The 14,128-nt window shown below is 73.3% G+C and carries 12 protein-coding genes; 4 read left to right on the top strand and 8 right to left on the bottom strand.

Annotated features, from left to right (window positions below; all coding sequences use genetic code 11):
- Nucleotides 1-172 precede the first annotated feature (172 nt).
- Complete coding sequence (locus ACIQOU_RS26620; protein ID WP_401539839.1) at nt 173-1,225, top strand: DUF2510 domain-containing protein; 1,053 nt, start codon at nt 173-175, stop codon at nt 1,223-1,225.
- A 145-nt stretch (nt 1,226-1,370) separates the two neighbouring features.
- Here the strand turns inward: ACIQOU_RS26620 and ACIQOU_RS26615 are convergent, their stop codons facing one another.
- On the bottom strand, nt 1,371-1,985 hold the full coding sequence (locus tag ACIQOU_RS26615) for a TetR/AcrR family transcriptional regulator C-terminal ligand-binding domain-containing protein (protein ID WP_401539836.1): 615 nt from the start codon (nt 1,983-1,985) through the stop codon (nt 1,371-1,373).
- A gap of 305 nt (nt 1,986-2,290) precedes the next feature.
- Here ACIQOU_RS26615 and ACIQOU_RS26610 point away from each other — a divergent pair, with 305 nt between their 5' ends.
- Complete coding sequence (locus ACIQOU_RS26610; protein ID WP_401539833.1) at nt 2,291-3,124, top strand: phosphatase PAP2 family protein; 834 nt, start codon at nt 2,291-2,293, stop codon at nt 3,122-3,124.
- Complete coding sequence (locus ACIQOU_RS26605) at nt 3,121-4,077, top strand: hypothetical protein (RefSeq protein ID WP_401539831.1); 957 nt, start codon at nt 3,121-3,123, stop codon at nt 4,075-4,077. The genes ACIQOU_RS26610 and ACIQOU_RS26605 overlap by 4 nt, the downstream gene beginning before the upstream one ends.
- 153 nt (nt 4,078-4,230) lie before the next feature.
- Here ACIQOU_RS26605 and ACIQOU_RS26600 read toward each other — a convergent pair whose 3' ends face one another.
- Nucleotides 4,231-6,282, bottom strand: coding sequence for a phosphocholine-specific phospholipase C (locus ACIQOU_RS26600; protein ID WP_401539828.1), 2,052 nt, complete (start codon nt 6,280-6,282; stop codon nt 4,231-4,233).
- A gap of 187 nt (nt 6,283-6,469) precedes the next feature.
- Here ACIQOU_RS26600 and ACIQOU_RS26595 point away from each other — a divergent pair, with 187 nt between their 5' ends.
- Nucleotides 6,470-7,753, top strand: coding sequence for an MFS transporter (locus ACIQOU_RS26595; protein WP_401539826.1), 1,284 nt, complete (start codon nt 6,470-6,472; stop codon nt 7,751-7,753).
- A gap of 28 nt (nt 7,754-7,781) precedes the next feature.
- Here the strand turns inward: ACIQOU_RS26595 and ACIQOU_RS26590 are convergent, their stop codons facing one another.
- From ACIQOU_RS26590 to pelF, 6 genes are read right to left on the bottom strand one after another with little or no spacing between them, the layout of a single operon-like run.
- The gene (locus ACIQOU_RS26590; protein WP_401539823.1) at nt 7,782-8,444 is read right to left on the bottom strand and encodes a spherulation-specific family 4 protein; all 663 of its coding nucleotides are present in this window, start codon (nt 8,442-8,444) and stop codon (nt 7,782-7,784) included.
- Nucleotides 8,441-9,346 carry an NAD-dependent epimerase/dehydratase family protein gene (locus ACIQOU_RS26585; RefSeq protein WP_401539820.1) on the bottom strand — a complete coding sequence of 302 codons (906 nt, stop codon included), beginning with the start codon at nt 9,344-9,346 and terminating at the stop codon, nt 8,441-8,443. The genes ACIQOU_RS26590 and ACIQOU_RS26585 overlap by 4 nt, the downstream gene beginning before the upstream one ends.
- Before the next feature lie 8 nt (nt 9,347-9,354).
- Nucleotides 9,355-10,068: an NDP-sugar synthase gene (locus tag ACIQOU_RS26580; RefSeq protein ID WP_401540514.1), complete on the bottom strand. Its 714-nt coding sequence runs from the start codon at nt 10,066-10,068 to the stop codon at nt 9,355-9,357.
- 55 nt (nt 10,069-10,123) lie between these two features.
- Nucleotides 10,124-11,125: a GDP-mannose 4,6-dehydratase gene (locus ACIQOU_RS26575; RefSeq protein ID WP_401539818.1), complete on the bottom strand. Its 1,002-nt coding sequence runs from the start codon at nt 11,123-11,125 to the stop codon at nt 10,124-10,126.
- Nucleotides 11,126-11,173: 48 nt separating this feature from the next.
- Nucleotides 11,174-12,589 (bottom strand): hypothetical protein, encoded by a 1,416-nt coding sequence (locus ACIQOU_RS26570; RefSeq protein ID WP_401539815.1) that lies wholly within the window; start codon nt 12,587-12,589, stop codon nt 11,174-11,176.
- Entirely contained in the window at nt 12,586-14,100 is a 1,515-nt protein-coding gene (pelF, locus tag ACIQOU_RS26565; RefSeq protein ID WP_401539813.1) for a GT4 family glycosyltransferase PelF, read from the bottom strand. Before pelF ends, ACIQOU_RS26570 begins: the two co-directional genes overlap by 4 nt.
- Between the last annotated feature and the right edge of the window lie 28 nt (nt 14,101-14,128).

Below are 14,128 nucleotides of genomic sequence, written 5' to 3'. Positions count from 1 at the left end.
ACACGCGCACCGCCGGTCTCACCGCGCCCCGCAACCGGACGCCGCCGCCACCGCCGTTGCTCATGCCCCAGACCGCCCCACGCGCCCCGGAGGGCGTGGGTGTGGCGGGGGTCGTGTCCTGAAGGTGGGGGGCTCTCATCGGGCTTTCACTGTTGCCTCATACGGTGGGGCCATGACGCAGGAGACTCCTCCCGGGTGGTATCCCGACCCCGGGCAGACAAGTGAGGGTCCCGCCGCCGAGCGCTGGTGGGACGGCAAGGCGTGGACGGAGCAGACCCGGCCGGCGGGTTCGGCCGCCACCTGGGGTCCCCCGGCGCAGGCGCCGACCGCCGGGGCGTACCCGGCGGAGGGGTACCCCGCAGCCGGGTACCCGGCGTATCCGGGCACGCCCCCGGCCCCGGCGCGTCGGGGTTTGCGGACCGGCATAGCGGTGGGCGCGGCCGTGGTGGTGCTGGCCTGCATCGGCGTGGGCGTGTACGCGCTCACCGACAACGGCGGCTCCAGCGGCAGCGCCACCTCCCAGGGCCCCGGCGGCCAGGGCGGGACCGGCGGCGGACCCGGCGGTTCCGAGGGCGGCCAGGGCGGGCCGTTCAGCGGGAACGGCGGCGGCAGTGGCGGTGGGCCCGGGGGCGACGGCGGCAGCGGTGGCGGGCAGTCGCCCGACCCGGGCCAGTCCGAGGCGCCGAAGATCGAGAGCGGCTCGGTGACCGACTCCGTGTCCGGCATCAGCCTGCCGATCCCGGACGACTGGTACGGCCAGCAGATGCAGGTGGGCGCGCAGGTCACCGCCAACTCCTCGTACAAGTGCCCCGGCGACACCTCCAAGTCCTGCACCAAGGGCGGCGCCTACTCGGCACCCGCGCTGGCGCTGGGCACCGAGGGCACGACGGCCGAGGCGGTCGCCAAGGCGGACATCAAGGCCAACGCCGAGCAGTCCTACGGCGGCAAGACCTACGGCGCGATCACCTCGCACGACGTGCTGGCGTCGAAGGCCGTGACGGTGGCCGGACAGAAGGGGTACCTGGTCCGCTGGAAGGCGGTCACGAGCAAGGGCTCCGACGGCTATGTGGAGTCGCTGGCCTTCCCCTCGCCCGCCAACCCGCAGCTGATGGTCGTCGTCCGGTTCGGTGTGGACGTCAGCGAGAAGCAGACCGTCATCGACGACATCACCTCCGGCATCAAGGTGTCGTCCGGCAGCGGCGGCGGCGACGGCCAGCACGTCTGACCGGCCCCCCACCGCAGTCGGCCGGGTGGGGCGCCCCTCCGCTCAAGAGGAGCCCCACCCGGCCGGGGGGTGCGCGCCGCCCCCGTCCCCACGGTGCGGCGCGGCCGGGCCACCGTCCAGTCATCCCATGGACGGCGACCCGGGTCTAGGTGAGGCCCAGCGCGGGGAACACCGCGGCCTCCAGGAAACGGACCAGATAGTCGGGGTCGGCGTACTCGCCCTCCAGCACCGGCCGGGCCCGCAGCACACCGAACATCTGGGCCGGCACGTACTCCAGGGCCGGGTGGTCGGCGGCCACCTCGCCCCGTTCCACGCCGCGCCGCAGGATCTCCCTGAGCGCGGCGATCTCCGGGTCGACGAGCGTCTCGCGCAGCGCCCGCTGGAGTTCGGGGTCCTGGGTGACAGCGTGGCCGAGGGCCTGGAGGAGCCGGGTGTCCTTGCCGGACCACTCCCCCGCCGCCCGGGCCGCGAGGCGCAGGTCCTCGGCGAGCGAGCCGGTGTCGATGTCGGTGTAGCGCGCCTTGCGGGCCGAGCGCAGGGCCGCCGCCACGAACTGGGGTTTCGTCTTCCACTGCCGGTAGAGCGTCGACTTGCTGCACCGCGTGCTCGCCGCGACGCGCTCCATGGTGACGGAGTCGTATCCGCATTCGCGGACCTGTTCGAGCACGGCGTCGAAGAACTCCTGCTCACGCTCGGGCGTGAGCTTGGAGCGGCGCGAGGCGGCGACCGTGTCCGGTCCGTCCGCGGCCTGCGACGTCATCCGCTCTTCTCCCCGCTGGTCTGCCGGGGCCCGGGGGCCCGCCGGTGCTGCCTGTCGTAAGTCCATCGATACGGCAGTGTACCGGTACCGAATCGTATCGGTACACTGCCGTATCGGAACACATTCGTATCGGTACACTGGCGTATCGGAACGAAGAGGTATCGATGAGGCCGAGACTCCCGCAACCCGACTCACGGCACATCACGGCACGTCACAGCACGCGAAACACCCGCAGCACCACCGACAACCCGTACGACCCGCACCACCACCAGCACACGCACCACCGTCAGTGAAGGGGCCGGGGGATGAATGCCCGCACCGAGCCTGTAGAGGCGGGGTCCGACGCGATAGCGCGGCCCCCGCTCGTCCGTGAACTCCTGCTCGTCGCAGGGCTCTTCCTCGTCTACAAGTTCGGCCGGCTGCTCGCGACGGAGCACACCGGCGAGGCGTTCCGCAACGCGCACCGGGTGTGGGACCTGGAGCGGACGCTGCGGCTGCCCGGCGAGGGCGCGGTGCAGTCCCTGCTGCTGCACGGCGACGGCCTGGCGCAGCTCGCCAACACCTACTACGCCACCGTCCACTTCCCGGCCACCGTGGCCTTCCTGGTCTGGCTCTATCTGCGCCGCCCCGCGCACTACCGCTGGGCCCGCCGGGTGCTCGCCGCCCTCACCGGGGCCGCCCTGGTGCTGCATCTGACGTTCCCGCTGGCGCCGCCCCGGATGCTCGCGGCCACCGGTCTGATCGACACGGCGAAGGTGTACGGCCCTTCGGTGTACGGGCCGCCGCAGACCGATCACCTCTCCAACCAGTTCGCGGCGATGCCCTCGCTGCACTTCGGGTGGGCCCTGATGGTGGCGATCGGCCTGATCGTGGCGACCCGCTCGCGGCTGCGCTGGCTGTGGCTGCTGCACCCGCTGCTGACGCTCCTGGTGATCGTCGGCACGGCGAACCACTACTGGCTCGACGCGCTCGCGGCGACGGCGCTGCTCGGCATCGCCCTCGCGGTGATCCGCGCGCCCCGCCGCACGGCGACGACCACCCCGGCGGACAGCACGGCGGACAGCGCGGCGGGCAGCGAACCCGACGCCGGGGCGTTGCCGCCCGTCGGGCCGAGTGTCCTGGTCGGAGCGGTCCGATGAGCACCGCCACCCTGATCGCCGTCGCCCTGTCGCTGCTCTCCGCCGTCGCGTACGCGGCAGCGGCGGTCGCGCAGGAGCGGCTGGCCTCCCGGCACGCCGGTGCCGGGCTGCTCGGGCTGTTCGGCTCGGCCGCCTGGTGGGGGTCGGTGCTGCTCAACGGGTCCGCCGCGCTGCTGCACGTGGTGGCGCTCACGTACGGTCCGCTGACGGTGGTCCAGCCACTGGGCGCGCTGACGCTGGTGGCGGCGGTGCCGATGGGGGCGCGGCTCGCGGGGCGCCGGGTCAGTGCGGTGGAGTGGCGGGGCACCGCGTTCACACTGGCGGGGCTGACCGCGATCCTGGTGACGGCGTCCGGTTCGGCCCCCGACGAGGTCCTGAGCACGCCGGAGGCGCTGGCGCTCGCGGGCGTGACGGCGGCGCTGATCGGCATGCTGGCGTGGCCCGGCGGCAGGCCGGGACTGCGGCACGCGACCGGTTCCGGGGTGGCCTCCGGCGTCGCCTCGGCGCTGACCCAGACGGTGACCGTGGCCGCCACGGACCACTCGGGCGCCCTGCTGAGCTGGCAGGTGATCGGGGTGGCGCTGCTGGTGGCGGCGTTCGCGACCGGTGGGCTGCTGCTGTCGCAGACCGCCTACCGGGGCGGCCTCGGCGCACCGCTCGCCGTGGTGACGCTGGCCAACCCGGTGGCCGCCGCGGTGATCGGCCTCACCCTGCTCGGGGAACGGCTGCGGGACGGCGCCGCCGGGATGCTGCTGGCGCTGGTGGGCGCGGGGTTCGCGGCCTGGGGCGTGCTGCTGCTGACCCGCGCGACCCCGTCCGCGCTCCCGGTGACGCCGGTGGACGACGAGCATCCGGTGGCGGCCGTGCTGGCCCTGGAGCCCGGCTCGGCCACCGCGGAACCGGCGCTGGTGCCCCGCCAGCAGGAGCAGCCGGGACATCTCACCTCCCTGTAGCCGAACGGCCGTTGGGCCGTTCTTTCCGGCGCAACGGCGGTGTCCGGCCGCCTCCGGTCAGGCGGCCGCCCGCATCCGTCCGGCTGCCTCCGTCCCGAGCGGCGTGGCGTCCCCGTCGGTCAACCGTCCTTCAGGTGACGGCAGTTGGGGGCTTCAGCGGGTATGGAGGGCCGGGTCGCTCACGCCCGGGTGGCCGTTCTCGACGTGTCCGGCGAAACGGCGCCGGAACGCGGCGTCGGTCGCGGAGGTCACGGTGAGGTCGTACCAGCGGCGGCCGGCGGCGAGGTCGACGGTGTGGCGGACGGTGGTTCCCGGCCGGACGGTGATGGTCCGGCGGCGCTGGCCGTAGCCGCCGGTGAGGGTCAGACGGGCCGTGCCGGAGCCCTGGTTGGTGAAGGTCAGCTCGATGTCGTCGCGGTGGTGGCGGGCGGTGACCTCGGGGCCGACGGTCTTGTTCGCGCCCTTGAAGGAGCGCAGGAAGCCGTTCGGGCCGTGCACGGTCAGGTCGTACATACCGTCGGAGAGGGCCGAGTTCCAGGTGTCCGAGATCGTCTTGCCCGCCTCGGTGGTGTAACTCCAGGGCCCGTCCGCGCGGTTGCCGGAGGTGACCAGGAAGGCGGCGCCCGCCTGCGGTCCCGACGCGAACTCCAGCGTGAACCTCCCAGCCCCGGCGTCGGCCCAACCGTCCACGAACGGGGCGTACTTGAGCGGCCGGGTGGGCCGCGAGCCGCGCTCCTGCACCGGAAGCGCGCCGTGTGCGGGCGGGGTCGGCTGGTAGTCGGGGTGGCGGTCCTGGTCCGGCGGGCGGTAGCCGTCCGTCGACGGCAGGGCGACCGGCTTGGGGTCCGTGCGGGAGAAGTCGAAGGCCGCCGTGAGGTCGCCGCAGACCGCGCGCCGCCAGGGCGAGATATGGGGCTCGTGGACGCCGAAACGACGTTCCATGAACCGGATGATCGAGGTGTGGTCGAGCGTCTCGGACAGTACGTGGCCGCCCTTGCTCCACGGCGAGACGACGAGCATCGGCACCCGCTGACCGAGCCCGTAGGGACCGGCCGCGTTGGTGGCGTCGCCCTTGAACAGGTCGGGTCCGGTGTCCACCGTCGACAGGCCCTGGGCGGCCGAGCCCGGCGGGAACGGCGGGACCACGTGGTCGAAGAAGCCGTCGTTCTCGTCGTAGGTGACGAACAGGGCCGTCTTCGCCCACACCTCGGGGTCGGAGGTGAGGACGTCCAGGACCTGGGAGACGTACCAGGCGCCGTAGTTCGCGGGCCAGTTGGGGTGCTCGGTGAAGGCCTCGGGGGCGCATATCCAGGAGATCTGCGGGAGCGTGCCGCCCTTGACGTCGGCCTTCAGCTGGTCGAAGAACCCCTCGCCCCGCCGCGCGTCGGTGCCGGTGCGGGCCTTGTCGTAGAGGGGGTCGCCGGGCTTGGCGTCGCGGTACTGGTTGAAGTAGAGGAGGGAGTTGTCGCCGTAGTTGCCCCGGTAGGCGTCCTTGATCCAGCCCCAGCCGCCGGCCGCGTCCAGACCGTCACCGACGTCCTGGTAGATCTTCCAGGAGACCCCGGCCGCCTCCAGGCGCTCCGGGTAGGTCGTCCAGCCGTAGCCCGCCTCGTCGTTGCCGAGGACCGGGCCGCCGCCCTTGCCGTCGTTGCCGGTGTGACCCGTCCACATGTAGTAGCGGTTCGGGTCGGTGGAGCCGATGAACGAGCAGTGGTAGGCGTCGCAGATCGTGAAGGAGTCGGCGAGCGCGTAGTGGAACGGGATGTCGTCGCGCGTCAGGTACGCCATCGTCGTCGAGCCCTTGGACGGCACCCACCGGTCGTACTTGCCGTCGTTGAAGGCGGCGTGGCCGTCGCTCCAGCCGTGCGGGAGGTCCTGGAGGAAGGCGAGACCGAGGTCGTCGGCGTCCGGGTGGAAGGGCAGGATCTCCTTGTCGCCGTCCGGCTGGTGCCACACCGAGGTGCCGTCGGGGCGGGTCACCGGGCGCGGGTCACCGAAGCCGCGGACCCCGCGCAGCGAACCGAAGTAGTGGTCGAAGGACCGGTTCTCCTGCATCAGGACGACGATGTGCTCGACGTCCTGGATCGAGCCTGTGCGGTGGTTCGCGGGCAGCGCGGCGGCGCGTTCGATGCTGGTGGACAGGGCCGTGAACGCCGTCGTCGCTCCCGCGAGTCCGAGAAAGCGGCGCCGATTGACTTCGGGCATGGGTGTGCCTCTCACTCCTGGGGGCGGATGGCCGGTTCATGACGTCGGGGTACGCGCAGCGAGTGTTCCAAGAGCACCGAACGTCAGGGAAGGGTCGGATGGCGACGATGTGAAAGTCGTCGGTACGCGGGATGTCCGGGTCCGGTGAACAGGTGTGCGGGCCGGGTCCGCCGGGGAGTTCGTGATCATGACTGACCTGCGCTCGGCCCCGCCGACCTCGAAACGACCGGTACGCCAGCTCCTCGCCGCCTCCGTGGGCAACGCCGTGGAGTGGTACGACTGGTACGCCTACACCTTTCTCGCCACCTATATCGCCGCCGCCGTGTTCCCCCGCAGCACGGGCAACTCGCTGGTGCCGCTGCTCTCGACGTTCGCGGTGTTCGCCGTCGGGTTCTTCATGCGGCCGGTCGGCGGGCTGGTGATGGGCGCGGTCGCGGACCGGCACGGCCGCCGCACCGCGCTGACCGTCACCATCCTGCTGATGGGCGCCAGCAGTCTGCTGGTCGCGCTCACCCCGACCTACGCCGCCGCCGGAGTCCTCGCGCCGGTCGTCCTGGTGACCGCGCGGCTGCTCCAAGGGCTGTCCCTGGGCGGGGAGTTCGCGGCGTCGACGACGTTCCTGGTGGAGTCGGCCCGGCCCGGCAGACGCGGTCTGTTCGCCAGCTTCCAGTACGTGTCCGCGACCGTCGGGCAGCTCCTCGCGTCCGGGCTCACCGTGTTACTGGTGCGCGGCCTGGGCGAGGGCGGGATGACCGGCTGGGGCTGGCGGGTGCCGTTCGTGCTCGGCGCGGTGTTCAGCCTGGTCGGGCTCTGGATCAGGCGGGGCGCGCGGGAGACCCGGAGCGAGGAGCTGCGGCGGGCTCCGCGTCCCGGGCTGCTGGACGCCCTGCGCTACCACCCGCGCGCCTCGCTGCTGATCTGCGGGGTCACGGCGGGCGGCACCCTCGCCTACTACACCTGGACGTCGTACCTGACGACGTACGCGCAGGTGCATGCCGGGGTCTCCGCGTCGGACGCGCTGCTGGCGGTCACCCTCTCGCTGGCCTTCTTCGGGCTGCTCCAGCCGCTCGGCGGGCTGCTCTCGGACCGGTTCGGGCGCCGTCCGCTGCTGCTGTTCTTCGGGCTCGGTTCGGCGCTGCTGAGCGTGCCGTTGCTGCACGCGCTGCGGGACTCGTTCACGGTGCTGCTGCTGGTGCAGTGCGCGGGCATGCTGCTGCTGACCGGGTTCACGTCGATCAGCGCTGCCGTGAACGCGGAGCTGTTCCCGCCCCGGGTGCGGGCGGCCGGGATCGGCTTCCCGTACTCGGTGACGGTGGCGCTGTTCGGCGGGACGGCGCCGTATGTGGGCACGCAGTTCGAGGAGTGGGGCCACGGCGGTCTCTTCCCCTGGTACGTGGCGGCCCTGTGCCTGGTGTCGTCGCTGGTCTATCTGCGGCTGCCGGAGACCGCGCACAAGGAACTCGAACGCTGAGCACGAGTCGGCTCACCTCTGAGCGCACTCATCGTGGGTCGCCGGCCAGGGCCGGGGTCAACTCGGCCCAGGGGTTGGGGGGTTCACCGGTGACGGGGCCGCAGACGGCCGCGCCGCGTGAGTGGGCGGTGCGCACGGCGAGCGGGACCAGCGCCTCGGGGACGCCGTAGACGAGGTGGCACAGGCGCTCCGGTGGCTGGCGCGCGGTCCACGCGGGGCGGCTGAACGCGGAGACGTACGTCGACCAGTGGCCCTCGAAGGTGACGGTGAGGTCGGCGAGGCGCGCGTACCCGGGGGCCGGGTGGACACCGGGGTTGAGGACGACAGTCCCGGCGCCCGCGCGGCGGACGGCGCGGACCAGCTTGCGGCAGGCGGGCAGCCCCGCCGGGGTCGCCGTCACCCGGTCGAGGAAGCAGCCGTCGGCCCCGTACCACTCCCGGTGCCGGCGCATGTCCTGGGCGACGTCGGCCGCGGCCCGCATCCCGTAGTCCGTGTCGACATAGCCCAGCAGCGACGCCCCCGCCGCCCGCAGCGCACCGGCCGCCGCCGTGAACGCCGGGTCGGGGCCCTCGCCGGGGCCGTTCGCGGGGTTGAGGACGACGCCGTAGGTGTCGGTGGCGGCGGAGATCAGCCGGTGCCAGGCGCCCGGGTCCTCGGCCGGGTGGACATAGAGCGGGATCAGCAGGCTCATGGTGAGGTGCCGCCTTCCCAGAGGGTGGCCAGCGCCTCGTCGAGGGGGTGCACCGGGCGCCAGTCGAGGGCCTCGGCGGCGGCGGTGAGGTCGGAGCACTGCCAGGAGACCTGCGCGGACCGGGCCGATCCGGCCGACGTGCCGCTCTCGGTCTCCTCGACGCGGCCGCGGAAGCCCGCGTGCCGGGCCAGTCCGTGGACGACCTCGCGGACCGGGGCGGCCGCGCCGCCGCCGACGTTCAGGACCGGCGGCAGCGGTCCGGGAGCCAGCACGGCGTGGGCCACCGCGCGGGCCACGTCCCGGACGTCGACGAAGTCGCGGTGGGCGGAGAGGTCGCCGAGCCGCAGCACCGCGGCCGGGTCCTGACCGGCCTCGCGCAGCAGCGCGGTCACCCGGCCGGGCAGCGAACCGGCCGGGGCGCCGGGGCCGATCGGGTTGCCGACCCGCAGGGTCACCGCGTCGAGACCGGACGCGGTGACGGCTGCCGTGCCGGCGAGTTTGGTGGCGCCGTAGGGGCCGACCGGGCTGGTCGGCGCCGTCTCGGTGACCAGGGTGCCCTGCACGCCGGGGCCGTACTCGGCGGCGGAGCCCAGGTGGACCAGGCGGGCGCCGGGGGCCGCGTCGCGCAGCGCGGCGCACAGCACGGCCGGGCCGCGGGCGTTGACCTCGGCGAGGGTGACGGGGTCGCCGCCGGTCGCGCCCGCACAGTTGACGACGGTGTCGGGCGCGGCGGACGCCAGGGTCTTCGCCAGCTGTTCCGGGCGGACGGTGGCGAGGTCGATGCCGTGGTCCGCGTCGGCGGACCGGCCGCCGCCGAGCACCCGCGCGCCGGGCAGGGCGCGCAGGTGCTCGGCGACATGGCGGCCCAGGTAGCCGGAGAAACCCAGGACGAGGATGCGCATGATGAAGCTCAAGCTCCCTTGAGGAGAAGGGACTTGCGGGTGGTGAACTCGGCGTTGGCCCGGTCGTAGTCGTCCGGGCGGCCGATGTCCAGCCAGTACCCGTCGAAGTCGTAGGCGTGCGGCGGCGTTTCGGCCCTGAGCAGGTCGAGGACCAACTCGTCGAAGCCGAGCGGCAGTCCGGCGGTGTACTCGTCCAGCGTCGCACGGGAGAGTCCGTAGACGCCCATCGAGACGCGGTAGTCGATGCTGGGCTTCTCGGTGAACGCGACGACCTTGCTGTCGTCGGTGGTCAGCACCCCGAAGTCGATGTTGACCTGGCGGGCGTAGGTGGCGATGGTCAGGGGCGCGCCGCTGGCTCTGTGGCATCTGAGGACGTCGGCGTAGTCGAGGTCGGTGAGGACGTCGCCGTTCATCACCAGGAAGGTGTCGGGGAGTTGATGGCGCAGGTTGAGCAGCGGGCCCATGGTGCCGAGCGGGTTCTCCTCGGTGGCGTAGTCGACGGCCAGGCCCCACTGGGAGCCGTCGCCGACGTAGGCGCGGATGATCTCGCCGAGGTGGCCGATGGCCAGCGTGCAGCTGGTGAAACCGGCGGCGGAGAGCTGGCGCAGCACGATCTCCAGGATGGCGTGCTGGTCGCCGATGGGGACGAGCGGCTTGGGCAGGGCGGTGGTGTAGGGCCGCAGCCGGACGCCCTTGCCACCCGCCAGGATCACTGCGTGCATCGGGATGCTCATGGGGCTCCTCCTTCGTGTACGTGCGCGGACGTGCCGGACCAGGTCAGATGTTGTAGATGCCGGTCTTGTAGCGGGCGAGGTTGGCCGGGTCGCGGAAGAACTCCACGGTGTGCGCGAGGCCTTCCTCCAGGCTGTGGCCCGGCTGCCAGCCGGTGGCGGCGGTGAGCCGGCTCGCGTCGGCGACCAGCCGCATCACCTCCGAGCCCGCGGGCCGGATGCGGGCCTCGTCCTCGCGGACGTCGAGGGCGGTGTCCATGACCTTGCCGATCAGGGCGACCAGGTCGCCGACCGAGATCTCGCCGCCGGTACCGGCGTTGAAGGTGCGTCCGACGACCTGCTCGGCGGGCGCGGTGCCGACCGCGAGGAAGGCGCGCGCGGTGTCCTTGACGAAGGTGAAGTCGCGGGTGGGCCGCAGGTCGCCGAGGGTGATGGTGCGTTCCCCGGCCGCGACCTGGCCGATCACGGTGGGGATGACGGCGCGCATGGACTGGCGCGGGCCGAAGGTGTTGAACGGCCGCAGGGTGACCACCGGGGTGTCGAAGCTGGCGTGGTAGCTGTCGGCCAGCCGGTCGCCGCCCGCCTTCGAAGCGGCGTACGGGGACTGGGTGTTGATGGGGTGGTCCTCGGTGATCGGCACGGTCTGCGCGGTGCCGTAGGTCTCGCTGGTGGAGGTGTGCACCAGGCGGGGCGTGCCGAGGGCGCGGACGGCCTCCAGCACGTTGAGGGTGCCGGTGACGTTGGTGTCCACGTAGCTGTGCGGGGCCTGGTACGAGTACGGGATCGCGATGAGGGCGGCCAAGTGGTAGGCGACGTCGGCGTCTTGGAGCAGGCCGCGTACGGAGCCGGGGTCGCGGACGTCACCGAGGACGATCTCGACCTGGTCCAGGACATCGGGGTGCAGGGTCTCCAACCACCCGTAGGAGGAGAAGGAGTTGTACTGGGCCATGGCCCTGACCCGGTACCCGGAGGCGACCAGGGTCTCGGTGAGATGCGAGCCGATGAAGCCCTCGGCCCCGGTGACGGCGGCGAGCGGTGCGGAGGTCAACTGCGGTGTCCTTCCAGTGGGTTGAGACGTGCGGTGCAGGAGTCGGGGTCAGGCGTGCGGGGCGGGGCGGCCGAGCAGCCCCAGTGCGCACGCCACGAGACAGAGCGTGGCCGCGCCGCAACTCGCCGCCAGGGCAAGGCCGTTGCCCGGCAGGTGGAGCACGGTGGCGGTACCGGCGCAGGCGGCGGCGGTGAGGGTGATGACGGCCGAGGACCAGGCCGCGCCGAACGCCTGGAGCAGCAGCGCGGTCCACAGCGCGGCGGCGAGCAGCAGCAGCGCGGCGGGTTCGGCGCCGGTGAGCCAGGCGGCGGGCAGCAGCGGCAGCAGATAGCCGAGCAGGCAGAGGCCGAGGATGCCGGCCGAGCGCAGCAGGAACGCGGCGGGGGTGGCGGTGGCGCGCAGCGCGGCGACGGACAGTCCCCGGTAGCGGTACAGCAGCCACTCGGCCGGTCCCATGCTGAGGGTCAGCACGATCACCGCGTACGGCTCGCGCCGCCCCTCCAGCAGGACCAGCAGGCCGGCCGCGAGGCCGAACAGGCCGTAGGGCAGGGACCACAGCGGGCGTGGCCGGGTGCCGCCGGTGACGGGTTCGGCGGCGAGGGCCGCGCGCAGCACATGGCCGGTGACGGCGAGGGTGGCGAGCAGCGCGAGGAGCGGGAGCGTGGCCCGCAGCACGGGTCCTGGCTCCCACCAGGGCAGAACGGCGGCGCCGGCGATGAGCGGGGTGAGCGCGGCGAGCAGCAGCCGTTCGCGGGCCAGTACCAGCAGGACGCCGGCGGCGGCGAGGTAGGCGGACTGGGCGGCGGCGACCAGGGTGACGGGGCCGCCGCCGACGGACAGGGCGGCGGCGGTCGTGGCCAGCACCGCTCCCGCCGGGGCGCCGATGAGCAGGGTGCGGCCCGCCTCGTGCCGTCCGGTCGCCATCCGCAGGTGGGCGCGGTGGCCCAGGGCCTGCCCCCACGCCCAGGAGGCGAGCCCGGCCACGATCAGGGCGGGCGCGTTCTCCCCGGCGTTCCACAGGGGTGCCGTGAGCAGGTAGGCGAGGCCGGGCAGCGCGAACAGCAGGCCGCGCAGCAGGCAGCGCACGGTGTCCGGGCGCCAGGGGTCGGGGACCGGCGCGGGCTGCGGGAAGGTGCGCGGGACGCGTTCGTAGAGGGCGGCGGCGAGGGAGAACAGGTTGGGGTGCCCGTAGCGTTCCTTGATCAGGGCGGCGGACAGTCCCTCGGCCTCCAGGAGGGCGGCGACCTCGTAGGGGTGGACGGCGGGGCCGACGCGGTCGGCGAGTTCGGCGGCGAGTTCGCTGACGGCCTCCTCGTCGGGTCCGGTGCGGGGCAGCCGGATGGCGAGGGTGGCGTCGTCCAGGGCCCAGCGGGGGCGGCGGCGCGGCGGCCGGGGTTCGGCCAACCGCAGGGCCAGCGTGTCCTGTTCGGCGTCGCCGGGTTCGAGGGATATCGGTCCGCTCATATCGCGAGGCTCCCGGTGACGGTCGCGGCGGGCTGCTGCGCGGGGGCCGAGATGGCCGTCTTCTCCCGTGCGCGGTAAGGGAGTTCGAGGTAGATGGTGCGGAAGGTGTCGATGGTCTGGCGCAGCGTGAACTGTTCGATGACGCGCAGCCGGGCCGCCTCGCCCATCGCCGCGCGCCGGGCGGGGGCGCCGAGGAGTTCGAGGGCTGCGGCCGCCATCGCCGCCGGGTCGCGGGGCGGCACGACGAGTCCGGTGTCGCCGACGGCCTCGCGGACGCCGCCCACGTCGGTGGAGACGGTGGCCCGGCCGCACGACATGGCCTCGATCAGGGTGAACGGGAAGCCCTCGCTGATGCTGGAGAGCATCACGACGTTGCCGGCCGCGTAGGCGTCCTTGATGTCGTCGACGCGGCCCTCGAAGGTGACGGCGTCGGCGTGGCCGAGGTCGGCGGCGAGCGCCTCGCAGCGCTCCCGGTAGGCCTCGCCGCCTCGGGGGGTGCCGCCGAACAACCGAAGGCGGGCGTCCGGGAGTTGGTCGCGGACCAGGGCGAAGGCCCGGATCAGGGTCTCCAGGTCCTTGATGGGGTCGACGCGGCCCGCCCAGCTGAGGGTGGGTGCCTCGGGTTCGGGTCCTGCGGCCGGGAACGCGGCGGGGTCGACGCCGTTGTAGACGGTGCGGATGGCCTCCGGGTCGGCGCCGCCCTCCTCCTCCCACAGCCGGTTGTAGCGGTTGCCGGGGGTGATCAGGGCGGCCCTGCGGTAGGTCTCGGCGGCGAGCAGCCGGAAGAACCCGAGGACGACGGCCTTGACCGGCCAGCGGTAGGGGGCGGTGCGGTAGCCGAGGTAGCGCTCGCGGAGATAGACGCCGTGTTCGGTCAACAGCAGGGGCACGCCGTGCCGTTCGAGTGCGGCGAGGCCGGGCAGCGCGGCGACTCCGCCGCTGACCGCGTGGGCGACGCCGGTCTCGGGGGGCGGGGTGGCGAGCGGGCGCAGGGCGTGTTCCAGGAGGGCGGTGGCGGTCAGGGCGTCGTGCAGGGTGGGTCCGGCCTCGCGGGCGGCGATGCCGGGGCGGTTCCACAGCCCGGCGAGCACGGAGATCGCCTGGTGGCCACGGAGAAAGGGGCTCAACGTCCCGTCGGCGGCGGCCCGTGCCATCGCGTACAGGGCGGGGGCGAACCCGTCCTCGGCGTTCGGGTCGAGCAGCGCGGCGAGGAACTGCTCGTAGGCGTCGGCGAGTTGGCGGCGGGCGCGGCCCTTGGGAGCGCTCCCCTCGGGCGGCGCGCCCCACATCGGGACCGACCTCACGCTCTCGACGTGCGGGGGTAGCTCCCAGACGACGGGTTCGCGGCCGGTGCCGGTGACGGCGACCACGTCGAAGTCGATGTCGGGCATGCCCTGGACGAGTTGGTCGCACCAGACGCTGACACCGCCGTGACTGTGCGGGTAGGTGCCTTCGGTGAGGAGGGTGACGCGCGTCGCACGGAGGCGGTGCGTGCCGCGAGGAACGGACATCGGTGGGCTCCACGGCCGAGGTGTGAGG

Source organism: Streptomyces sp. NPDC091279 (assembly GCF_044757465.1).
Lineage (GTDB): Bacteria > Actinomycetota > Actinomycetes > Streptomycetales > Streptomycetaceae > Streptomyces.
This window is presented reverse-complemented; position numbering and strand designations above follow the sequence as displayed.